This is a genomic window from Sphingomonas sp. RS2018, assembly GCF_054489605.1.
Genome location: NZ_JBTMWL010000002.1, coordinates 825,135 through 847,446, shown reverse-complemented (window position 1 = coordinate 847,446; position 22,312 = coordinate 825,135). Strand labels below are relative to the sequence as shown.

20 protein-coding genes and 2 tRNA genes are annotated in these 22,312 nt (G+C 66.0%); 10 read left to right on the top strand and 12 right to left on the bottom strand.

Going from position 1 to position 22,312, the window contains the following annotated elements:
- Window positions 1-212: 212 nt before the first annotated feature.
- From ACX40P_RS09210 to ACX40P_RS09185, 6 genes are all read right to left on the bottom strand, one after another.
- Window positions 213-1,265 carry a serine hydrolase domain-containing protein gene (locus ACX40P_RS09210; RefSeq protein WP_459126006.1) on the bottom strand — a complete coding sequence of 351 codons (1,053 nt, stop codon included), beginning with the start codon at window positions 1,263-1,265 and terminating at the stop codon, window positions 213-215.
- On the bottom strand, window positions 1,262-2,263 hold the full coding sequence (locus tag ACX40P_RS09205) for an alpha/beta fold hydrolase (RefSeq protein ID WP_459126005.1): 1,002 nt from the start codon (window positions 2,261-2,263) through the stop codon (window positions 1,262-1,264). Before ACX40P_RS09205 ends, ACX40P_RS09210 begins: the two co-directional genes overlap by 4 nt.
- 167 nt (window positions 2,264-2,430) lie before the next feature.
- A complete protein-coding gene (locus ACX40P_RS09200) occupies window positions 2,431-3,480 on the bottom strand; it encodes a cache domain-containing protein (RefSeq protein WP_459126004.1) in 1,050 nt (349 codons plus the stop codon).
- Between the two features lie 265 nt (window positions 3,481-3,745).
- Complete coding sequence (locus ACX40P_RS09195; protein ID WP_459126003.1) at window positions 3,746-5,899, bottom strand: xanthine dehydrogenase family protein molybdopterin-binding subunit; 2,154 nt, start codon at window positions 5,897-5,899, stop codon at window positions 3,746-3,748.
- Window positions 5,896-6,915: an FAD binding domain-containing protein gene (locus tag ACX40P_RS09190; protein WP_459126002.1), complete on the bottom strand. Its 1,020-nt coding sequence runs from the start codon at window positions 6,913-6,915 to the stop codon at window positions 5,896-5,898. Before ACX40P_RS09190 ends, ACX40P_RS09195 begins: the two co-directional genes overlap by 4 nt.
- On the bottom strand, window positions 6,915-7,532 hold the full coding sequence (locus tag ACX40P_RS09185) for a (2Fe-2S)-binding protein (RefSeq protein WP_459126001.1): 618 nt from the start codon (window positions 7,530-7,532) through the stop codon (window positions 6,915-6,917). Before ACX40P_RS09185 ends, ACX40P_RS09190 begins: the two co-directional genes overlap by 1 nt.
- A gap of 350 nt (window positions 7,533-7,882) precedes the next feature.
- Between ACX40P_RS09185 and ACX40P_RS09180 the strand changes: the two genes are divergently transcribed.
- Genes ACX40P_RS09180 through ACX40P_RS09170 form a run of 3 tightly spaced genes read left to right on the top strand, consistent with a single transcriptional unit; the run spans window position 7,883 to window position 9,649 of the window.
- A complete protein-coding gene (locus ACX40P_RS09180) occupies window positions 7,883-8,302 on the top strand; it encodes a DUF4383 domain-containing protein (protein ID WP_459126000.1) in 420 nt (139 codons plus the stop codon).
- The gene (locus ACX40P_RS09175; protein WP_459125999.1) at window positions 8,299-9,357 is read left to right on the top strand and encodes a hypothetical protein; all 1,059 of its coding nucleotides are present in this window, start codon (window positions 8,299-8,301) and stop codon (window positions 9,355-9,357) included. Before ACX40P_RS09180 ends, ACX40P_RS09175 begins: the two co-directional genes overlap by 4 nt.
- Complete coding sequence (locus tag ACX40P_RS09170) at window positions 9,347-9,649, top strand: hypothetical protein (protein ID WP_459125998.1); 303 nt, start codon at window positions 9,347-9,349, stop codon at window positions 9,647-9,649. Before ACX40P_RS09175 ends, ACX40P_RS09170 begins: the two co-directional genes overlap by 11 nt.
- Here the strand turns inward: ACX40P_RS09170 and ACX40P_RS09165 are convergent.
- The gene (locus ACX40P_RS09165; RefSeq protein ID WP_459125997.1) at window positions 9,577-11,169 is read right to left on the bottom strand and encodes an FAD-binding oxidoreductase; all 1,593 of its coding nucleotides are present in this window, start codon (window positions 11,167-11,169) and stop codon (window positions 9,577-9,579) included. The two genes, ACX40P_RS09170 and ACX40P_RS09165, sit on opposite strands and share 73 nt — an antisense overlap.
- Window positions 11,170-11,693: 524 nt before the next feature.
- Here ACX40P_RS09165 and ACX40P_RS09160 point away from each other — a divergent pair.
- The 3 genes from ACX40P_RS09160 to ACX40P_RS09150 are packed head-to-tail and all read left to right on the top strand — an operon-like array spanning window position 11,694 to window position 13,971.
- Complete coding sequence (locus ACX40P_RS09160) at window positions 11,694-11,978, top strand: DUF3489 domain-containing protein (protein WP_459125996.1); 285 nt, start codon at window positions 11,694-11,696, stop codon at window positions 11,976-11,978.
- Window positions 11,975-12,388, top strand: a complete 414-nt coding sequence (locus ACX40P_RS09155; protein ID WP_459125995.1) for a DUF2924 domain-containing protein — start codon at window positions 11,975-11,977, stop codon at window positions 12,386-12,388. Before ACX40P_RS09160 ends, ACX40P_RS09155 begins: the two co-directional genes overlap by 4 nt.
- Window positions 12,385-13,971 carry a recombinase family protein gene (locus ACX40P_RS09150; protein WP_459125994.1) on the top strand — a complete coding sequence of 529 codons (1,587 nt, stop codon included), beginning with the start codon at window positions 12,385-12,387 and terminating at the stop codon, window positions 13,969-13,971. Before ACX40P_RS09155 ends, ACX40P_RS09150 begins: the two co-directional genes overlap by 4 nt.
- 195 nt (window positions 13,972-14,166) lie before the next feature.
- On the opposite strand, the gene ACX40P_RS09145 is transcribed toward ACX40P_RS09150, so the two are convergent.
- From ACX40P_RS09145 to cysS, 5 genes are all read right to left on the bottom strand, one after another.
- Window positions 14,167-14,241: transfer RNA gene (locus tag ACX40P_RS09145), tRNA-Glu, on the bottom strand.
- Between the two features lie 60 nt (window positions 14,242-14,301).
- The gene (locus tag ACX40P_RS09140; protein WP_459125993.1) at window positions 14,302-15,885 is read right to left on the bottom strand and encodes a class II 3-deoxy-7-phosphoheptulonate synthase; all 1,584 of its coding nucleotides are present in this window, start codon (window positions 15,883-15,885) and stop codon (window positions 14,302-14,304) included.
- A gap of 61 nt (window positions 15,886-15,946) precedes the next feature.
- Window positions 15,947-16,408, bottom strand: coding sequence for a TM2 domain-containing protein (locus ACX40P_RS09135; protein WP_459125992.1), 462 nt, complete (start codon window positions 16,406-16,408; stop codon window positions 15,947-15,949).
- 49 nt (window positions 16,409-16,457) lie between these two features.
- Window positions 16,458-17,393, bottom strand: a complete 936-nt coding sequence (locus tag ACX40P_RS09130) for a D-2-hydroxyacid dehydrogenase (RefSeq protein WP_459125991.1) — start codon at window positions 17,391-17,393, stop codon at window positions 16,458-16,460.
- A 274-nt stretch (window positions 17,394-17,667) separates the two neighbouring features.
- The gene (gene cysS, locus ACX40P_RS09125; protein WP_459125990.1) at window positions 17,668-19,095 is read right to left on the bottom strand and encodes a cysteine--tRNA ligase; all 1,428 of its coding nucleotides are present in this window, start codon (window positions 19,093-19,095) and stop codon (window positions 17,668-17,670) included.
- Between the two features lie 93 nt (window positions 19,096-19,188).
- Here cysS and ACX40P_RS09120 point away from each other — a divergent pair.
- The 4 genes from ACX40P_RS09120 to ACX40P_RS09105 all read left to right on the top strand — a co-directional run bounded on the left by ACX40P_RS09120 (window position 19,189) and on the right by ACX40P_RS09105 (window position 22,163).
- Window positions 19,189-19,262 (top strand) — tRNA-Cys (locus ACX40P_RS09120).
- 124 nt (window positions 19,263-19,386) lie between these two features.
- Window positions 19,387-20,055 (top strand): protein-L-isoaspartate O-methyltransferase family protein, encoded by a 669-nt coding sequence (locus ACX40P_RS09115; protein WP_459125989.1) that lies wholly within the window; start codon window positions 19,387-19,389, stop codon window positions 20,053-20,055.
- A 2-nt stretch (window positions 20,056-20,057) separates the two neighbouring features.
- Entirely contained in the window at window positions 20,058-21,593 is a 1,536-nt protein-coding gene (locus tag ACX40P_RS09110; protein ID WP_459125988.1) for a TolC family outer membrane protein, read from the top strand.
- A gap of 51 nt (window positions 21,594-21,644) precedes the next feature.
- A complete protein-coding gene (locus tag ACX40P_RS09105; protein ID WP_459125987.1) occupies window positions 21,645-22,163 on the top strand; it encodes a DUF2497 domain-containing protein in 519 nt (172 codons plus the stop codon).
- Window positions 22,164-22,312: the final 149 nt, after the last annotated feature.

Here is a 22,312-nt window from a genome sequence, read left to right as displayed (position 1 = left end):
GTGTTCCAAGATGCTCGAGCTGGAAGAGGTGCCCCATCCGCACCAGCGTCTTCCGTGACATGAACGAATGTCCGGAGTTGAGAAGTGGGCAGGGCAGTCTGGATGTCTGGATGTGGGTCAGCAGACTTGGACGCGAGCCTCAAAATTGATCTCGCTTCTGCCGGACCACGAGATTGCCTGCTCGATCGGCGGCATCTTCACCACGAGGCCCATTACGGCGCACTACCCCGCTCAGCGGCGGGCACAATCCCGTCATTAAGGAGCGTGTGGAGCGCAGCAATATGACCATTGTCTCGCGCGCCCCCGGGGTCTGAGGTCATGACGACCGTCAGCTTCAGGTCTGGCACGATGAACAGCATCTGCCCGCCATAGCCCCAGGCGAAGCGCAGCGGATGACCACGACTGGAGCCAACGAACCAGCCATAGCCATATTGCCCACCGCTCCACGGCGATACGGCGCGCGGGGTCCAGCTTTCCTCGATCCAGCGTGCAGGCACGATCCGCCGTCCGTCGATCACGCCGCCCAAGCGATAGAGTTCGCCGAACCGCGCTAGACTGCGCGGCGACATCATCATGTCGTTGCCGCCGAAATAGATGCCCTGCGGATCGCGCGACCATGGCGGGATGGTAATGTCGAGCGGCTCCGCCAGCCAGTCGCGCATCAGGGCATGGGTGTCGCGTCCCGACGCGCGGGTCAGCATCGCCGACAGCAGATGCGTGTTGCCGGTCGAGTAGAGCATCGCACCGCCCGGCTTATCGACGAACGGGCGCGCGAGGGCGAAGCGAACCCAGTTGCGGCTGGACACCCAGCGCCCGTAATTCTCGCCCGACGTCCGCTCGAGCCCCGCGCGCATCGTCAGCAGGTCCTCGACGGTCAGCCGGGTAAGACGCGGGTCGGGATCGGGAGGTGCATCGCTGCCGAGCACCGACAGCACGAGCTGATCGACGTCGGTCAGCGCGCCTTTCGCGATCGCGATTCCGACCAGCGCGGACAGGACCGACTTGGACGCGGACTTGATGTTGACCGGCCGATCGAGCGGCGGCCCGCCGTTGAACCGCTGCTCCGCCAGCACTTGCCCGTCGCGGAGAACCAGCAGCGAGCGGAGCCGGGGAAGTAGACGGGCCTTGGCGATGGTGTCGGTAAGGATGGCGCTGTCCAGGCCGCGCGTCTCAATCGGGCTGGATACGGCCGCTAGCCGTGGCGCAGGTGCAGCATCGCAACCGCTGGCGAGCAGGAGCACTAGCGCGCAGGCATATCGCTTCACGGCGTCATCGCAGAGCGAAGCGATTTCAGGAACTCGGCGGGCGCTTCGACCTGCGGCGAGTGGCCGAGATCGTCCAGGCGGATGAGGCGGGCGCCGGGAATGCGCTTCACCGCGTCCTCTGCCGCCTGAGGCACGGTGCGGACCCGGGCGCGCAAATTCTCAGGCGCGCTGCTTGCGCGAAAGGCGGTCAGGTCGCGCTGGCCGATGATAAGCGTGGTCGGGACCATCAGGCGCGGCAGCTCGGCGGCGACCGGCTGGGTCTGGATCATGTCGGACAGGCGCGCTTGTGCGTCCCGCACCGTGTCACCATCGGGGCTGCCATATTGCCCGGCCAGCATGGCGACCCAGCGATCATAGGCCGGCCGCCAGACCCCATGATAATAGTTGCCAAGCTGATAGGCCTTGATCGACGCCGCGTTGGTTTTGGCTTCCTCGGTGCGAAGCTTGCCGAGGTCGGTATAGGGCACGCCCTCACTCAGCGTGTCGTTGAGGCCGAGCGGGTTGACCAGCACCAGCTTCGCGACCCGCTCGGGATAGAGAAGTGCGAATCGAGTGGCGAGGATGCCGCCGGTCGAATGGCCGACCAGCACGACTTTGCCGGCGCTGGCCTGATCGAGCATTGCCGCGGTCAGCGCGGCCATGGCATGGAAGCTGTACTGATAGCCGGTCGGCTTGGACGATTTGCAGAAGCCGATCTGGTCCGGTGCGATGACGCGATAGCCCGCCGCCGCCAGTCCGCGCGCGGTGTCGCTCCAGGTCGCGGCGCAGAAGTTTTTGCCGTGGAGCAGGACGACCGTCGTGCCGTTGGGTTTGGCGTCCGCCGGCCAGTCGAGAAAGGCCATCCGGATCGGATGGCCCTGTGACTCCGCCTCGAACCAGCGCACGGGGTTAGGATAGTCGAACCTCTCCAGGTTGGCGCCCAGCGGCTCGGTTTGCGCACCGGCGGTGGTCGAGAGTATGGCCGAGCAGGCGAGGGCGGACAGCAAGCGATTACGCATCAGAGGGTAACACCGATCGCCACGTCGATATCCTCAACCCATAACGCCAATTTATGTCAAAGCGCTGGATTAGGCGGCTGACATGAATGAACGGCAGGTTTCAGACAGCGCGAAAAGCCCGTGAATGGCCGAAAGTGGGTCGAAGCGATCATTGCGGATGCGGCCGCTCATGAAATGAGAGCGGCGGCGATCTCGTCCTCGGTAGACACGTGATCTTCAATCACACATCTGAAGCTCAGCCCGGGCATGCCGTGATCGGATGGCACGGTCGCCTGAGCAATAATCAAGCCGTCCTGTGCAGAAAGGTTCGGCGCTGATGATGCGACCGCGTGGGGATGCCGGGCGTGATACGCGTAGTAGCCGGTTGAGGCTACTACACGATCTTGCGGATCGACGATTGAGATGATGGCTCTGTCGGTTTCGCGTTGAGAAACGCTCATGATCTGTTCGACCTGTCCTTCAAAGTCGTATTCAAGGTAGCATACGCCGACGACTAGACCTTCGGCCAGCACCGGAGCGACGTACACGAGCACCTTGCGATGGTTGGACCAAGGGTTGTCCCAGACCTCATCGGTCAACCATTCGTCTTGCGCGCTCAAGCGGCGAGCCCGCTCAAATTGCGTCATGCCCTGAAAGTTCACGGACCGGACCGACGCATTCTCGTGCGCACAGACCGCTACAACACCCTCTGCGTCGACCAGAAAGGCGTTCAAGAAGTAGGGCGATAGCCGTAGCAGCGACCGAAGCCGCTCAAGTGCCTCAATGCGATATCGCTCGGCCGCCACGCCGACGACTAATGCATCGCGCATCAAGCGATCGGATGCGAGCATGCGCAGATCGATCGAACGGTCGTAAAGCGCGCGTGACAGCCCGTCCGCGATAGACTTTGCCAATTCGCAAAGACGGCCACCCTCGTATTCGGCGACAAGTTCGTTGGCGATGTCGGCACCGAGACGCAGCCTGTCCATCACCTCAGCTCGGAAGGCTATCGAGGACTGGCGGGCGCTGTTTGCGAGTGTCTTTACCTCCGTCGCGACCACGCCAAACCCGCGACCGGCATCGCCGGCCCGAGCCGCTTCGATCGTCGCATTCAGCGCGAGAAGATTGGTTTGCGCCGCTATACCCTCGACCCGGGCCGCATGCGCATCGATGTCGCTACCAAGGGCTGTGATGAGGGAACGTAGGCGGCGTGGCATGGGGATCCGATCGGGGGCCATCGTAGACCTCGATGGTTAAACTGCCGCTAACAGTGCCTGGTTGATCGGGACTTCCAGCGTCAACATGCAGGATACTTGGCAGACCCGGGTTGCAGAATTCGGCAGTTGGCCTTCGCTGGGATCGCTAGGCTCGATGAATAAGCGTCTGCTTTCGGGAAGCATAGAATGACGCCTGAACGTCCGGAAGTGGTTCTTAGTTAAAGTTAGCTCTGAAAGATTAGGATGCCGCTTTTGTCCTGACTTTCGTTCTAGCAGGCCCGAGCTGCTAAAGCAGGTCTTCGATCCGGAAAGGCATCTCGCGCAATCGGCTTCCGGTGGCGTGATACACCGCATTGGCGACCGCCGCCGCACACCCGGTCATTGCCACCTCTCCCAGGCCCTTCGCGCCCAGCGTGTTGAACAGGTCGTCCGGGCGGTCAACGAAGGCAACGTCGATCTCGCCAATGTCGGCGTTTACCGCGACGACATAATCGGCGAGGTCGTTGTTGAGCCAGCCACCGTAGCGCGGGTCGACCTCGGTCGCCTCGCGCAGGCACGCGCTGATCCCCCACACCACCCCGCCGCGCACCTGGCTCGCCGCCGTGCGCGGCGAGATCACGCGCCCGCAATCGGCGACGCTCACTACGCGCGGCACGCGGATGCGCCGGGTCCGCGGCTCCACGTGCACCTCAACGAAATGCGCGATGTAGCTGAAGCTGGTGAATTGCGGATAATCCGGGCCGGACACCGCCATGCCGCCCTGGCGCAGTCGCGCGACCTCCTTCTCGCCCTGACCCGGACCCACCGTCGTCACCTCGACCTGTACCGACGGCCGGCGGACCGCAGCGAGCTGGCGGTGGAGATTGCCCCGAGGCGTCCGCCCGACGAGCAATTCGGCGACGGCGGCCTTCAATCGGACCGCGGCCTGCTCGGCCGCGGTAACCGCGCTCGCAGTGCCCCAAGATCCGGCAGTAACGTGCTGCGGCGCGACCGACGTGTCGCCGATCGCGATTTCGAGCCCGGCAGGGTCGATCGCGAGCTCCCGCACGAGCACCTGCTCGATGGTGGAGCGGATGCCTTGGCCCATCTCATGGCCCGCGGCGGCGAAACGCGTCTTTCCGTCCGCGCCGACGCGCAGTGTCGCGATCGTCGGATGCACGTTTGCGGGGTAAGCGCCGCACCCGACCCCCCAGCCGACCTGCGTGCCGTCAGGACGCACCATCCGGCCGGCACCGAGTGGGCGATCCTTCCAGCCGAACCGGCGCGCGCCCTCAGTCAGGCACTCGTTCAGGAAGCACGTCGAGAACGGCTTGTCGTCGATCGGATCGCGCGTTGCGCGGTGGCGTAGGCGGAACTCGACAGGATCGACGCCGAGTTTGACCGCCAGCTCGTCGACCGCACTGTCGAACGCGAAGGAGGACGGGTGCGGCGTCGGCGCGCGCATGTAGCCGGGTGCTTGCGTGTCGATGCGGATGTTGGCCGCGGTCCCGTGGTAGTCGGCGATGCCGTACATCATCGGCGGCGACTCGTGGTAATGCGGCGGAAATTGGCCACTGCGCGACTGCTGCTGGTCCGCGTCGTAGCGCACCGCGATCATCCGTCCGTCGGCGTCCGCACCGATCTCGATCCGGTGGCGGTTCTTCGGGCGGAACGTTGCATTGTGGAAGATCTGGCCGCGCGGGACCACCAGCTTTACCGGCCGCCCGGTCAGCATGGCTGCCCGCGCCACGAGCGCGGTCTGCCTCTGCGGCCCGCCCTTTTGCCCGAAGCCGCCGCCGACTTGCGGGCTCTTCACCACGACCTGCTCGGAGGTGAGGTGCAGCGTGCGCATCAGCGCGCCCTTGACCATGTTGCTGCCTTGCGTGCCCTCGTACACGGTGAGCACGCCGCCTTGCCAGATCGCGGTAGTCGACAGCATCTCCATCGGATTATGGTGCTGCGGAGGGCTGACGTACTCGGCCTTGTGACGGGTCACGGTGCGCGCCATCGCCTTGGCTGCATCGCCACCGGTCGTCGGCTCGACGGGTTGGAGCAAGGCGCCCTTATCGTCGATCGTCGCGGTAAATTCGGCGGCGGCATAGGTCGCGCGGATGGCTTCGGCGCCCTCGATCGCGGCCTCGAGGCTCTCGGCGACGACGAGGGCGATGGGCTGGCCGCGATAACCTATGTCCGTGGGAATCGTCGGTGGCGGGGGCGGACCGCCCGGTCCACCGGCCGGGGGTGGCGGGAAGTCGGCGGCTGTTAACACGCGCACGACACCGCCGACGCGCATCGCCGCCTCGGTCGCGAGCGCGGTGATGCGGCCTTTCGTGATCGTCGCCGGCACCTGCATCGCGTGGAGCATGCCGGCCGCGGCGAAATCGGCCGCGTAACGGGTGGCACCAAGTACCTTCTCGTGGGCGTCGACACGTGGGCGGTCAGGGAAGGGTGCGCTGGTCATGCCGAAGTCCTCCGCGCGGCTATCATCAGTGCGTCAGCGACGGTACGCGCGGCGAGCTCGATCTTGAAGCGATTGTGCCGCCCAGGCGTGGCGCCGGTGAGCGCAGCCCGGCCGGCCGCGAGCGCATTTTCGGCGGTCAGCCGCTGTCCGGCCAGTGCGGCCTCTGCCGCCGTAGCCCGCCAAGGTTTCGTCGCCACGCCGCCTAGCGCGATGCGCGCCTGCCGAACCATGTCGCCGTCGATGTCGATGGCGACCGCGGCGGAGGCGAGCGCGAAGGCGTAGCTCTCCCGATCACGAATCTTGTGGTAGGTCGATCGCCGGCCGGCGCGTGTTTTCGTCACGACGATAGCGGTGACCAATTCGCCGGGCGCAATCGTGAACTCCGAGTGCGGGGTGCTGCCGGGAAGCCGGTAGAGATCGGCGACGGGCAGCGACCGCTTGCCTTGAACGCCAAGGATTTCGACCTGGGCGTCGAGCGCCACCAAAGCGACCGGCCAATCGCCGGGCGATACGGCCGTGCACGACGCGCTCTGGCCGAGCACAGCCTGGCCGCGATCGAGCCCGCCGATCGCCGCGCACCCCGACCCGGGCTCGCGCTTGTTGCAAGGGTAGGTGGTTCCCGCGGACGTGCCGCCGGCACCGTTGCGGAAGTAAAGGCAGCGCGTACGCTGGAACAAGTTGCCGCCGACCGTCGCCATGTTGCGCAACTGCTGCGACGCCGCCTTGCTGAGCGATTCGGCCAATACCGGATAGTCGCGCAGCACTGTGCGATCGGTTGCGACCGCGCTCATCGGTGCCATCGCCCCGAAGCGCAGCTGCTCGCCGCCGGTCTCGATCGCGTCGAGCCCACGAATCGCGGTGACGTCGATTAGGTGTGCCGGGCTCTCGATGGAAAGCTTCATGAGGTCGTAGAGCGTCGTGCCGCCGGCGATGTAGCGCGCGCCGGCGCCCGCCGCGGCGAAGGCCTCGACGGCCGCCTGCTGAGTGTCGGGCCGGGTATAGCGAAACGAACGCATCAGCCTCGCCGCCCCTTGCCAGCCACGTCCTCGATCGCGGCGACGATCCCGACATAGGCGCCGCAACGGCAGATATTGCCGCTCATATACTCCCTGATGGAAGCGCGGGTGGTAGCATTGCCCTCGCGGACGCACGCAACCGCCGCCATGATCTGCCCGGGCGTGCAATAGCCGCATTGCAGTGCATCGTGATCGATGAATGCCTGCTGCATAGGATGGAGACGGTCGCCGTCAGCGAGCCCCTCAATTGTAGTTACGTCTCTCCGGTCAGTCTTGGCGGCAAGTGTTAGGCACGATGCCACGCGGCGCCCGTCGACATGCACCGTACACGCGCCGCACTGGCCATGGTCGCAACCCTTCTTCGCGCCGGTGAGCCCGAGCCGTTCACGAAGCAGGTCTAGCAGTGAGGTGCGGGGGTCAATCGTGACAGGCATCGCCCGCCCGTTGACGACGGGAACGATGTCGAGCGCGAGTGCGGAGATCGGGGGCTCGGGGGGCGCTGCCCGGCCCTCAGCATCGAATAGTACGAAGGAGGAAGCGATTGCGGCGGTGCTGCCTAGCGCTGTCCGACGTGTCACTCCCGACAGGCAACCGTCATCTTCTCCGGTGGCGTCCATCTGCTGCATCCCTGTTCGGGTCACCTTATTTGCGGATAACCGAAGCGTGGACGCGACGGCAGGTCCGCTACGAAATGATGGTCTCCGATAGAGCGATAGTTGGCAAGCGCGATCACAGAAAGATGCGCGGAAGAGGGATCTGCTCACCAACTATCAGGTAGACGCGCGCGGGCGCGAGCTCTGATTTGACGTCGATCCAGAATGAACGAATGGCCGGAATTGGATGGCGGCTTACGTCTGCTGAGTGACCGGTTGTGGGTCGTTGTAACGCGGCTTACGCATTGAGTGCGGCGGGCTATTGGTTGAAACGGGTCGGCTTGCCTGCCAGGATTAGTCGGGGGAGAGGCGCGATGGACACGGTGCGGCGGATTGGCTGGTTCTATTTCATCGGGTTCATGGCGGTCGTCGCGATCGGCTACGTTCCCGCATTCCACGATGCCGACGGCAACCTGTTCGGGCTGTTCAAGCTCGATCTGTACGACGACAGCCTGCATGCCTTTTCGGGGATATGGGCTGGCGTCGCGGCGTGGTGGTCCTATGGCGCGACGCGAACCTATTTCCGGCTGTTCGGCCCGCTCTATTTTGCTGACGGAGTGATGGGGCTATTTCTGGGCAGCGGTTATCTCGATGGCGGCATCTACCTGTACGGGCCCATCAAACAGTCGCTCTACGCACACGTCTTTGCCAATCTGCCGCATTTGCTGATCGGCGGCTACGCGATCTGGGTCGGCTACCGACTGGCCGCACGGCGACCTACAGCCGTCGCGTGAAGCGTCGCTGGCGTCTCCTCGCGGGCCTCGGCGCGATCGCCGCCACGCTGGTGCTCGTGCCGGTCGGCGGGATCGAACTGGGCTGCCCCGCGGTGCCGGGTGCCACCATGACGCGGCCAGACCAGAGCCAAGTTCCGCCTGCTGCGCGTCGGCCGGAGGCGCGGACATGGCTGACCTATCCCGAATGGCACATCGTCTATTCGGCCGAGAGCCTGGGGCGCTATCTTGGCAAGGGCGAACGGCCGAGCGGGTATGACTATGGTGCGGATGTCGCCGGCTTCTGGCGTAGCTATTGCGCGATCAATCGCGTCGCCGGGGCACAGCCGGGCGCCGCCGACGCCAAGCAGATGATCTACGTCATCGGCATCAGTTTCACCGTCGAGATGGCAGTCAAGGCGGGCTGGGAGTCGACGATCGGCCGGGTCAGCGAATGGCTGGGCGGCTGGCACAGCCCGGAGGATCGTTACGCGGCCGGCGTTCAGCAACGCTATGGCGCGTTCATGCACGAGGTGCCGTGGTACGGCTTCGATTTCGTGGGCACGCTTGCCGGCCTTTGGCGCACGCATGGTGGCTGGTCGATCGTCCGCCGCCCCGAGCGACGGGTGGCGCTGAGCACGGAATATGGCGTGAAGGCGGTATATGCGAGGGGTATCGGCGCGCTCGCGGCGATGCAGCCCGACGCCACAACGCTGATCATGACCGTGCATGAGTCGCCACAGGTCATCGTCGCAGTCGATCCGCGGCTGCGTCCCCTGGCGACGGGAGACGGGCGCACGCGGGTGAGCGCACCGCGTTACGGGCAGTTTACCGACTTGCTGGTTAAGCTGGCGGAGCATCGCATCGCGGTAGAGAGCATTGCCGGCAACCACACCATCTTCATGACGATCCTTGCGCCGACCAGATTGGTGCCCAAGGCGGCGCTGCTCACGATACCGCTCGGCGATCGCCCTGGTTGGTCACGCTACGGCGTCACCGTGCCAGTGGCCGAGCTGACCGCACGCATCGCCGCTTCCCGCGCATCGGGCGCCGCGATCGAGCATGTTTATGATTACTAGGGCCGCGCGTGGTGCGGCGCTGGTGGCGCTTGTTCTTGGGGTGTGGACGTCGGTGATGATCGCGATGCCGTTCGTCGGGCCTGCGGGACGACAGGTCGCGGTGATCGGCGAAGGCGCCGCAGCGGTGCGGACGATCGTGGCGGCGGGCGGCACCGTCGTGGAGGTCCGACCCGGTGCGACGCTGGCGCGCTCCGCCAACCCCGGCTTCGTCGCGGGGCTCTACGCCGAGGGCGCGCCGCTCGTGATCGAGGGTCGGGTAGCCGCCGGCTGTTTCGCAAAGGCGGGCGCGTAGCGCGCGTACCATGTATTGCTGAAGAGCCCATCGGGGTCCCAGGCACGCTTGGTGGCGAAGAACGCGCCGATCTCGGGATAAGCGCGTTCGAGCTGCGCGGGCGAATAGTGGAGTTGATACGGCAGGAAGAACCGCCCGCCCTCCTTCGAGGTCAGGTCGATCAGGTCGCTGGTCAGCCGCCGCATCCGCGCGGTCCCTTCCGCGGTGGTCGGCTGGTTGAGGTAAAGCACGACCGAAAAGGCGGGGGCAGGCGCATAGGACAGCGCATTGTCCTCGACCCCGACCGCGCGGATCGAGGCGTTGACGACGTTGGCGTCCTGCGCGCGGAAAATTCGCCGCATGCCGTCGATGAACGGCACGATCCCGTCGCGCGGTACGAAATATTCGTGGAGAATATCGGTTTCGCCGGGAAGATTGTTGAATAGATAGGCGACCGAATCATGCATCGGGTCGTTGCGCGCGACCAGGCAAGCTTCGCCCGACCCTTGCGCCTGCGCTCGCGTCACGGTGCATGTCTCGATCCGGTGCTCGACGTTCTTCTCGCTCCACCATTTCAGCGACTTGAACAGGTCGTTCTTCTTGGCAAGGTTGACCGTCAGCCGCCGGACCTTGGTTGACGCGACCTCGCCCAATGGCTGTCGCACCAGCGCCTGGTCCTCGGGGAAGCGCCGATACTCATACACCAGCGCTTCCTGCAGCAGCGTCTTGGGCGCGGTCGAGAGGTGGACGTAGCTCAAAGCCACGCTGGGGTCGGCGGCGATCCGCGCGAACGTGTTTGGGAACGCGCGATAGTCGATGAGCTGGCGTTCGGAGCGGTAGATGTCGTTTGGCACCACATCGAGCACCGCGGACAGGATCACGCCAAACAGCCCGTAGCCGCCGACGACGTGGCGGAAGAGATCAGTATTCTCGTCGCGCGAGGCGGTGACGACTCGGCCATCGGCGAGCATCACGCGCAGGCTGCGCAGCGATCCCATCACCGCGCCCGCCTGATGATCCATGCCGTGCGCGTTGACCGAGATCGAGCCGCCGACCGAAAAGATGTCGGTCGACTGCATCGCCTTCACCGCGAAGCGGGGATGCACCGCAAGCTGGATCGCATGCCAGGTCGCGCCACCGCCGACGGTCACCGTCCGCGCGGCTTCGTCCAGCCGAATCGCCTGCATCCCCCGCATGTCGAGCACGACGCCGCCCGCGCGGAATGCCTGTCCGCCCATCGAATGCTTCACGCCCGCCGCTGATACCGGCAGGCGATGTGCCCGCGCATAGGCGAGCGCGGTCGCGACATCGGCCTCGCTGCGCGGACGGACGATACCAGCCACGGCGGTGCGGCTTAGGCAGCTCGCGTCGTTGACGGTGCCGCCGCGTTGCGACCAGCGCGGCTCGGCGACAGGGGCCGATGCAGTCGATGCCGAAATCCCGGGCAGGTGGGGTAGAACGTCCGCGCAGTCCTTGGGCCCGTTCGGGTCAGCCGCGAGCGGCCCGACGTACAACGCCCCGGCGCCTGCGTTCAGTGCCAAGGCGGAGACGCCCACGAGGAGATATCGGTTTCGTGACACGGGACCTCGCCTTCTGCGGCATGATTGCACCCGAGCCGTCGCCAAGGTCGCGCCTATGATGTTCGTTGCTAACTCGCTAGCGGCAGCCGTGCAAACCCATATGCCCGCGCAGAATTAAGCCCTCCCGTCGCAGTTCCTTCAGTGCTGTCTGGTTGCGAGGATATCCTGTCCGCATGGTCGCTATCGGCATGTACAAGACGGCTTTTACGACATGAACGAACGTCGGCTCCTGGGTGACTGAAGAATGCCCGGGAACGTCTGGGTATGGGTCTTAGCAACAGCACGAGCTAACGGCAGATATCCCGCAGCGCGCTCCTACTTAAGTGCCCGCCGGGCAGTGCGTACAATCCATTCGACTTCGTGTTGGAACGGAGCATTGGTTTGCTCGTGGGTTGCGGACAGGCAGCCCCAGCGCCCGGTCTGCCTGCCTGACCGGGCTTTAGGTGGTGGGAGCGACGCAAGGTCGCTCCGCCAGGAGACTACTCATGACCAAGCTCAGCATCCGCACGCGAGGACTCGCCGTATCGCCAGCTTCCGACGGACCTTCGACATTGGCGCCTGCTTCGCCGACCCAGCCTTCCAAGCGTGATCAAGTCGCCGCGATGCTCGTCTGCGACGAAGGCGCAACGCTGGACCAGATGATCGCCGCGACTGGCTGGTTGCCGCATACGACTCGCGCTGCCCTCAGCGGATTGCGCAAGGCCGGTTATGTGATCGACAGCGACAAGGTCGATGGCGTGCGCACCTACCGTGCGGTTGCGCCAGAATGAGCGGCGCGCTGGAGCAACAGGTGCACGGCCTGAACGAGATGAGTCGCCAACAGCTGACCGGCTTGTGGCGTGACCTGTACAAGGCTGGGCCACCGGTGGCCTTCACACCGGACCTGCTCGCTCGCGGCATCGCCTGGCGGATGCAGGAGAAGGCGCTGGGAGGTCTTTCGCCAAATGCGCGACGCGTGGTGAGCGACACTGGGGGAGGGGGATACGCGGGGCGGTCTGGCCGATCTCTTAAGCCCGGCAACCGCCTGGTGCGCCGCTGGCGCGGCCGCACCTACGTTGTAGAGGTCGTCGAGGACGGTATGCTATATGAAGGCGAGCGCTTCTCGTCGCTGAGCGTCATCGCCGGCAAGATCACCGGCACGCGCTGGTCAGGACCCAAGTTCTTCGGGTTGGTCGCATGAGCAAGGTTCGATGCGCGGTCTACACCCGCAAGTCGAGCGAGGAGGGGCTCGACCTCGAGTTCAACAGCCTCGACGCACAGCGCGAGGCATGCCTTGCCTACATAGCCAGTCAGAAGCACGAAGGCTGGTCGGCAACCCGCGAGCGCTATGACGATGGCGGCTTCTCGGGCGGAAGCATGACCCGGCCCGGATTGAACGCGCTGCTAGCCGACGTCGTTGCCGGGAAGATCGACGTCGTGGTCATCTACAAGATTGATCGACTGACCCGCAGTCTCGCCGATTTCGCGCGGATCGTCGAGGTGCTGGAGAAGCACGGTGCCAGCTTCGTTAGCGTCACCCAGTCGTTCAACACCAAGACCAGTATGGGGCGGTTGATGCTGCACGTTCTGTTGTCGTTTGCGCAGTTTGAGCGCGAGGTTGGCGCCGAACGGGTGCGAGACAAGATCGCGGCGTCCAAGGCCAAGGGCTTGTGGATGGGTGGCACAGTTCCGCTTGGCTATGATGTGGTCGACAAGAAGCTTGTGGTGAACGAGGGCGAGGCGGCAACGATCGCTGCCATTTTTGCAAAGTTTGTCGAGTTGAAGTCAGTTCCAGCGACGCTGCGCTGGGCGCATGCGGACGGTCTTACCACCAAGCGTCGCCTGCGGCAGGGCAGGGAGGTCGGTGGTGCCCCGTTCCATTACGGCGCGCTACGTAGTGTTCTGAGCAACCGGACGTACGTTGGCGAGATCGAGCATAAGGGTAAGATCCACCAAGGGCAGCATCAAGCGATCGTGGGACGAGAGCTGTTCGATCAGGCGCAGGTAGTTCTGGCATCACTCATTAGCGAAGGGATGCGTGGTCCCCGGCTCGTGTCGGGCAGCCTCCTTCAAGGTCTGTTGCTGGACTGCCATGGCCGGACCATGGGGCCGGTGCACACCACCCGAGGCGGCCAGCGGTTCCGCTATTATGTTACGCATCCCCGGACGATCGTCGAAAACGCCCCAGCGCCGTACCGACTGGCCGCCAACGATCTGGAACGACACTGCACTTCGTTGCTGGCCGATCACATCGCGAAGCAGGTCGACTGCGTCGATGGACATATCGAGGCGCAGCGATTGGCAGCGGTCCTCCGCGACGGGTCGCAGGACGATCGACGCGATCTGCTGGTGCAGCATGTTCGAAAGGTGATTATCGGCGATGGGCAGTTGATCGTCCACACCGCCGATGGATCGATGCTCGAACAAGCGTTCGAGCGGGTCCGACATGGCAACGATGCCAAGCTCGTGATCGCAGAGTGCACTAACACGCAAGTCGATCGTTCCAGGCCTGACCCCCAGCTCATCATATTGCTGCAAGAAGCGTATCGGGCACGCGCGCTCGCGCTGGCGAAGCCCAGGCTGAGTATCGACCAACTCGCGACCAAGTTCGGACGTTCGACCGAGCGCTACAAACGTCTCGTGCGTCTGAGCTACCTGTCACCGACCGCTATCACCGCCATGATCGAAGCGCGGCAGCCCGCGCACCTCACCAATCGGTTTCTGCAGCACCTCAACGGGCTGCCCACACTCTGGACAGAACAAGAACAGCTGCTTCTTGGTTGAAGCCGCGTACCGGCACAACTCGAGACACGAAAACGGGCCGCGGGAGAAACGCGGTCCGTTTCGCTATCCCGGCCCGTATCGAAAGGTTCTCTGGGTAAAACGCTCACGCGAAACGAGCCCAAAACCGACGCAAATCCGCCAATTTATCGACACCGCCCCAACCGCACACTGCGACTATCTCAGATAACGCGTGGTTGGTGACCCCTACGAGAATCGAACTCGTGTTTTCGCCGTGAGAGGGCGACGTCCTAACCGCTAGACGAAGGGGCCTTGAAGCACGTGGAGGCGGCGCTTTACGGGCGCCGCCTCGAACCGTCAAGCGCTGTTCGGTCAGGCGGCGACACGCCTCCGTTCGGTCATTTCGGTGTTCAGCATTTCGGCGAGCAGGAACGCGAGTTCCAGGCTCTGACTGGCGTTGAGGCGGGGGTCGCAGTGGGTGTGGTAGCGGTCGGCAAGTGACTGTTCCGTCACGGCAATCGCGCCGCCGGTGCACTCGGTGACGTTCTGCCCGGTCATCTCGCAATGGATACCGCCGGCGAAGCTCCCCTCGGCGCGGTGTACCGCGAAGAACCCACGGACTTCGCCCAGAATCCGCTCGAATGGACGCGTTTTGTAACCGGTCGCCGCCTTCACCGTGTTGCCGTGCATCGGATCGCAGCTCCAGACCACCGGATGCCCCTCGCGCTGTACAGCGCGGACGAGGCGGGGGAGGTGCTTCTCGACCTGGTCGTGGCCGTAGCGGGTGATCAGCGTCATCCGGCCGGGGATGCGCGACGGGTTGAGCGTGTCGATCAGGCGCAGCAGCGCGTCGGGCTCCAAGCTCGGCCCGCATTTCAGGCCGATCGGGTTGCCGATACCGCGCAGGAACTCGACATGCGCCGACCCGTCGAAACGAGTGCGGTCGCCGATCCACAGCATGTGGGCGGAGGTGTCGAACCAGTCGCCGGTCAGCGAATCCTGCCGGGTCAGCGCCTGTTCGTAGCGGAGCAGCAGCGCCTCGTGGCTGGTGTAGAAGCTGGTCGCCTTCAGCTGCGGCACGCGGTCGGCATCGATGCCGCACGCCGCCATGAAGTCCAGCGCCTCGCCGATGCGATCGGCGATGTCGGCATAGCGCGCCGCCCACGGGCTGCGGCCCATGAAGTCGTGCGTCCAGCGATGGACCTGATGCAGGTTCGCATAACCGCCGCTGGCGAAGGCGCGCAGCAGGTTGAGCGTGGCTGCCGACTGCGAATAGGCGCGAATCAGCCGCTGGGGATCGGGCGCGCGGCCCTCCGCCGTGAAGGCGATGTCGTTGACGATGTCGCCGCGGTAGCTGGGCAGCTCGACGCCGTTCTCGCTCTCCATCGGTGCCGATCGCGGCTTGGCGAACTGGCCGGCCATGCGACCGATCTTCACCACCGGCAGCTTGGACGAAAAGGTGAGAATGATCGCCATCTGCAGGATGACGCGGAAGGTGTCGCGGATATTGTTGGGATGGAACTCCGCGAAGCTTTCCGCGCAGTCGCCACCCTGCAGCAGGAACGCCTTGCCCGCGGCGACCTGCGCCAGCTCGGCGGTCAGGTCGCGCGCCTCGCCGGCGAAGACCAGCGGCGGAAAGCGCCCCAGCTCGTCGGTCGCGGCGTCGAGTGCCGCGGCGTCGGGATAGTCGGGCATCTGGCGCGCGTCGGCGGCGGTCCAGCTGTCGGGCGACCAGGGGCTCATGTCATTCTCCTTGGCGCCGACGAACCAGTCGGCGTGATCGGCAATGCCGTTGGCGGCGATCTGGTTGGCGACCTTGGCATTGGCGCGTTTGCCGTCTTCTTCCCAGCCCTGCACCGTGCTGCCCGGCGCGTCGAACCACGCGCCGAAGGCGGCACGGCTGAGGCCGCGGTCCTGACGGAATTTGCGGATCTTGGTGCCGGCGATCGTCATCATGGATGCGCGCTTACCCGGCAAGGGTAAGCGGCGCAAGCCTCATTTCCCGATCAGGGTAAATTCAGACGGGCTCGACGTCATAGCGGTTGGCGAAGTCGGCATTGGTCATGAACAGCAGGCGAAAGATGTCGACCCACGACCAGATCAAGCTCGCGACGATGCCGACGACCGTGCAGGTGAGAAGCAGCATGGCGATGCCGCTGCCGGTGCGGCCGAGGTAGAAGCGGTGGATGCCCATCACGCCAAAGAAGAAGGCGAGCACCGCCGCGCCGATCTTGCTACGACGCGCGACCGGGCGGGTCGGTCGCGTGGCGGGGCTGGCGATGGTGGCGGGCGTTAGGCCGGGCACGCGATAGATGCTGATTGCGCGGCTCTCGTTCGCGTCGAAATCGACCATCGCGCCAACGGCCGGGCCGACCGCGTCGCTCCAGTCGTCCTGACGGAAACGATAGCGGCGACCGTCGTCGCCGGCGATCTGTCCCTCGCCCGAACTGCGATCGACACCCAGAATCTGTCCGCGCATCATGTCCCCCAAATGCCGCTCGTGCCGTGGCCGGTAAGCGGCCGGTCCGTCAATATCCCGCGGACAGATCGACCGTGTTCGCAAGCGGCTGGCCGGCGCGGAACTTCGCCAAATTGTCGAGGAACAGCGTCGCGGCGCGGGTGAACATCGTCGTCTGGCTGCGCCCCGACAGGTGGAGCGTCAGCAGAGCGTTGGGCGTCGTCCATAGCGGATCGTCGGCGGGCAGCGGTTCGGGCGTCACGGTGTCGAGAAAGGCCCCGGCGATGGCGCGGCGGCCGAGCGCGTCGATCACTGCCGCTTGATCGACCATGTCGCCGCGCGCGACGTTGATGAGCCAGGCGGATCGCTTCATCGCGGCAAGCTCGTCCGCGCCGATCATCGCGCTGGTCTGTGCCGTGGAGGGGGCGGCGAGGATCACCCAGTCGAAGTCGCCGAGACGCGCCCGCCAGGCATCGGGGGTCAGCGTGCCATCGTGCCCGGTGCGCGTCACGCCAGTGACCGAGACGCCGAAAACGGACAGGCGCGTGCCGATCGCCCGCCCGATCGTGCCTTGGCCGATGATGAGCGCCGCGGTGCCGTCGAGCTCGGTCGTGCCGGGTGGGGCGGTGGTCCATTCGTGCTGCGCCGCCTGCCGCACGACCGCGTCGTAACGCTTGGCGGCGACGAGCACGCCCATCACCGCGTATTCGGCGACCGCGACCGCATTGATGCCCGACCCGTTGGTCAGCACCGTCCCGCGCTCGCGCAGCAGATCGATGTCGAACGCATCGACGCCGGCATAGATGGTCGACACCCAGCGGAGTCGTTCCCCCGCCGCGATGACGGCGGCGGTGTCGGCGGGCTTCTGCATATCGACCCAGGCGATGTCGGCATCGGCGACGAGCGTCAGCGCCTCGTCGCGAGTCGCGAACCAGCGCACGTCGAGGTCGGCGGGCAGGTGCGGTTCGAGCAGCGGGCGGGCGAGGGCGGGGAGGACGGCGATCATGATGCAAGGATGACAGGTGTCGACATCGTTATTCAACCGGATTGTTGAGCGTGAACGTTGAGACGAAAACGCGTGTGTTTTCCCTCGTGAAACGGGCCGGAAGCTCAACCGGTCGGTTGAGCTTTGCGAAACCGGTTTTCGGGGTAGCGACGGGGTGGTGTGTAGGACAGGGGCGGTGGGGGCGTGGCGCGCTCAGCGCGAACGGAAGGGGGCAGTCAGCACGAACGGGAGGGAGGGAATTGATGATGAAGCGGAAAGAAGCAGTCGCACGCACCTAAAACCCGAGCTTCCACTCCCAGCCCAGCGGGTCGCCGTCCATCACCTCGACCCCGTCCGCCGCCAGCGCATCGCGCAGCACGTCGGAGCGGGCGAAATCCTTCGCCGCGCGGGCGTCGCGGCGGTCGGACAGGCGCGCCTCGATCGCCTCTGCATCGATCGTCGCCGAGCCGGGCCGCACGCGCAGGTCCGTGCGGGTGATGGTATCGAGCTGCAACCCCAGCACGCGATCGATCTCGATCGCCGCCGCCAGCCGGTCGGCGGCGTGGCGCTTGCCGGACACGACGCTCTCCAGCAGCACCAGCGCGCGCGATGTGTTCAGATCCTCGGCGACGGCGGTGCGGACCTCCTCCACCTCGCCGACCGACAGCGTACCGCCGGGCTCGGCTTCGGCGCGGGCGCGCAGGCGCTCGACCGCCTGCACCAGCCGCTTCAGCCGGGTCAGCGCGGCGGCGAGATTGTCCCAGGTGAATTCCAGCTCGCTGCGATAATGCGCCTGCAGGCACATCATCCGATAGGCGAGAGGGTGCACGCCGGCGTCGACCAGGGTCTGCAGCGTCAGGAAGCCGCCGGTCGACTTCGACATCTTGCCGCCGCGGTCTACGAGGAAGTTATTGTGCATCCAGATTCGCGCGCCCGGATCGGCGCAGCCGCAGTGCGACTGGTTCTGCGCGATCTCGTTCGGGTGGTGGATCTCGCGGTGATCGATCCCGCCGGTGTGGATGTCGAACGGGTGGCCCAGCTTCGCGCGGCTCATCACCGAGCATTCGAGATGCCATCCCGGCGCGCCGCGGCCCCAGGGCGAATCCCATTCCATCTGGCGCTGCTCGCCCGGCGGCGAGGTGCGCCAGATCGCAAAGTCCGCGGGGTTGCGCTTGCCCGCGACCGGCTCGATCCGGCTCTCGCCATCGTCCGACACCTGACGCGCCAACGCCCCATAATCGGGCACGCGCGACGTGTCGAAGTAGAGGCCGCCGTCGATCAGATAGCAGTCCTTCTCGATGATCTTCGCGAAGTCGATCATCTGCTCGATATAATCGGTCGCGACCGTCCAGTCGGCGGGCGGGGTGATGTTCAGCCGGGCGACATCGCGTTTGAAGGCGTCGGTATAATGCGCGGCGATCTCCCAGATCGACATGCCTTGCCCAGCCGCGGCCTTCTCCATCTTGTCTTCGCCCGCGTCGGCATCGCTGGTCAGGTGGCCGACATCGGTGATGTTGATGATGTGGGTCAGCGCATAGCCCTGCCAGCGCAGCACGCGGCCCAGCGTGTCGGCGAAGATGAACGCCCGCATGTTGCCGATGTGCTGGTAATTATAGACGGTCGGCCCGCACGAATAGACCCGCGCCTCACCGGGATGGATCGGCGTGAACGGCTCCGCCTTGCGCGTCAGGCTGTTGAACAGGGTCAGGGGATGCGTCGTCATGGCGCTGCGCTTACGCAAGACTTCCGTGTCACGAAAGAGCGGTCATGGTTGACAGCGCGGGCGGCGCGACGCATCTGCCCGCCACCGCATCGAGGCCCGATGGCGGAGTGGTGACGCAGAGGACTGCAAATCCTTGCACCCGGGTTCGATTCCCGGTCGGGCCTCCAGCGGTGCATTTCCCGACATTGTCGCTGGTCCCCCGCTTGGCGTCAGGCCGCGCCCGCGATAGGGCTGGCGCGACGACACTAGTGTATTGCACGGCTAAGACGCTTGTGCGAAAGCGGGGACATGATGGCGACGATTTCTCCCGATCATAGCGAGACCGCGCGGCGCGCGATGGTGGCGAGCCAGCTGCGCACCAGCGCGGTCAGCGACGTGCGCGTGCAGACGGCGATGGCCGAGGTGCCGCGCGAGGCGTTCGTGGGCGCGGGCAATGCCGAGGCGGCGTATCGCGACCGGCCGCTGCCGCTGGGCGGCGGGCGCGAGCAGAATTCGCCGCTGGCGACCGGGCGGCTGCTGACGCGCGCGGAGATTCTGGCGGGTGATCGCGTGCTGCTGATCGGTGCGGCGGGCGGATACACCGCGGCGGTGCTGGCGCAGCTGGCGGCGACAGTGGTTGCGGTCGAATCGGACGCGACGCTGGCCGGTGCGGCGCGTGATGCGCTGGCGGGCATCGCCGGCGTGACGCTGGTCGAGGGGCCGCTGGAGGCCGGGTCGGCCGACGCGGCGCCGTTCGATGTGTTGATTATCGACGGCGCGGTCGAGCAACTGCCGCAGGCGCTGGTCGATCAGGTGCGGCCGGGCGGCCGTGTGGTGTCCGGCGTGGTCGAGCGTGGCGTGACGCGGCTGGCGTCGGGCGTGCGGACCGGTGGCGGCTTCGCGCTGGAGCCGTTCGCCGACATCGATTGCGTGGTCCTGCCTGGGTTCGGCAAGGCACGCGGCTTTCAATTTCCGGGATGACGATGCGCGATTTCCTCAGGTCCACCGTTGCCGTCACCGTCGTGCTGGCAGCGCCTTCCGCTCATGCAGACACGCTGCGCGAGGCGCTGCTGCGCGCCTATCAGTCCAACCCCACGATCACGGCCGCGCGATCGACGCAGCGCGCTAACGACGAGAACGTGCCGATCGCGCGGTCGTCCGGCCTGCCGGGCGTGACGACGGGTGCGGGCTATAACGAGAATCTGTACCAGACCGCCGGCTCCGGCCCGACGCGCTCGACCGTCGAGCGGATCGACCTGACCGTGCCGATCTATCAGGGTGGCGCGGTGCGCGGCTCGGTCCGCGCGGCGGAAACGCGGGTCGAGGCGGGGCAGGCGAATCTGCGCAGCGCGGAGGCGAATCTGTTCGTGCAGGTGGTCGCGGCCTACAACGACGTGATCCGCGACGAGGCGATCGTCCGCCTCAACCAGCTGAACGTGCGCGTGCTGCAGACGAACCTGCGCGCCGCGAAGGACCGATTCGAGGTCGGCGACCTGACCCGTACCGATGTCGCCCAGTCGGAGGCGCGCCTGGCGCTGGCCGAGGCGCAGCTGCGCGGGGTCGAGGCCAATCTGGTCGGCAGCCGAGAAACCTATATCCGTTTCGTCGGCACGCCCCCGGGCGAACTGGCGCCGCCGCCGCCGCTCCCCAACCTGCCGCGCGATCCGCAGGCGGCGGTCGGCATCGCGGTCGACAACAATCCGGCGCTGGCCGCCGCGGAGAAGACGCGCGACGCGACCCGCTACGACATCGACGTGGCGAAGGCCAACCGCCTGCCGCGCGTCAGCGCGACGATCGGCACGGCCTATTCCAATTATCTCGGCTCGGTCGGCAACCAGGCGGCGCTGGCGGGCTTTCGCAATGATTCGCTGGGGCTGACCGGTGGGCTGAACGTCTCGCTGCCGCTGTTCCAGGGCGGGCGCCCGTCGGCGCTGGTGCGACAGGCGGAGGCGCGGCGATCGGCGGCGATCGAGCAGGTCACCGATGCCGAGCGCGGCGTGATCGCGCAGACCCGCTCGGCCTATGCCAGCTGGCAGTCGGCGCAGCAGGTCATCACGTCGAGCGAAGTCGCGGTCGAGGCGAACAAGCTGAGTCTCGAGGGCGTGCGCGCCGAAAACAGCGTCGGGACGCGCACCATCCTCGACATCTTGAACGCCGAACAGGAACTGCTGAACTCGCAGGTCACGCTGGTGAGCGCGCGGCGCAACGCCTATGTCGCGGGCTTCGCGCTGCTGGCGGCGATGGGGCGGGCGGAGGCGCGTGACCTGAACCTTGAGGGCGGCGCGCTCTACGATCCGGCGAAGAATTACGAGCGGGTGCGCGACCGGATCAGCGACTTCGCCGACGATCCCGATCCGCAAGCGGTTGGCACGCGGACCAACGAGACGCCGGCACAGACCCCGTCGGTCACCGCCGATCCGACGCTGTCGGACCCGGCGCTGCAACGGCCGGTCGAGACGCTGCCGGGCCAGCGCCCGGTTGACAGCACCCCCGGCAATCGCACAGGTGTGAGGCGTTAAGCACGTTGCCGTGCGTCGTTCGCACGGCCTGCCGCGAGCACGAGGTTCGATATGGGGGACGTCAGTAGCGAACCGTCGATGGAGGAAATCCTGTCCTCGATCAAACGCGTGATCGAGGAAAGCGACAGCGCGCCGGCCCGCCGCCGTGCCCCGCGCCCGATCGCCGGACCGGGCGACGACGAGATACTGGAACTGAACGAACGCGTACCGTTTCCCGCCGCCGAGCCGCTGACGCCGCCCGCTGCGGTTGCGACGCCGCGCGTGTCGGAGCGGTTCGTCGACCATTCCGTAAAGGCCGAACCGGAGCCCGCGCCCGCAGCCCCGGCGCCCGCATCGCGCGACGATTCGCTGGTGTCCGCCGACGCCGCGCAGGCGAGCCGCGAGCCGCTCGCGGCGCTGTCGCGGATGATCGTCAAGCCCGAGATGGCGGGCAGCGACACGCTGGAAGGGCTGGTGCGGGAGATGCTGCGCCCGATGCTGCGCGACTGGCTCGATTCGAACCTGCCCGCGATCGTCGAGACGATGGTGTCGCGTGAGATCGCGCGGATTTCAGGACGCAACGACGGCTGAAGTCGGTGGGAGCAGTCAAAGGCTTCCGTCCCCCCGAATACGTCCGGGTGACAAAGGGGACGGGGCTCCGCCACCGTTCCAAAATCCCTGTCCTACACGCGCCGATCGCTGCACATATCTCTCGAAGCCGGCGCGCAAGGCGGGCGAAA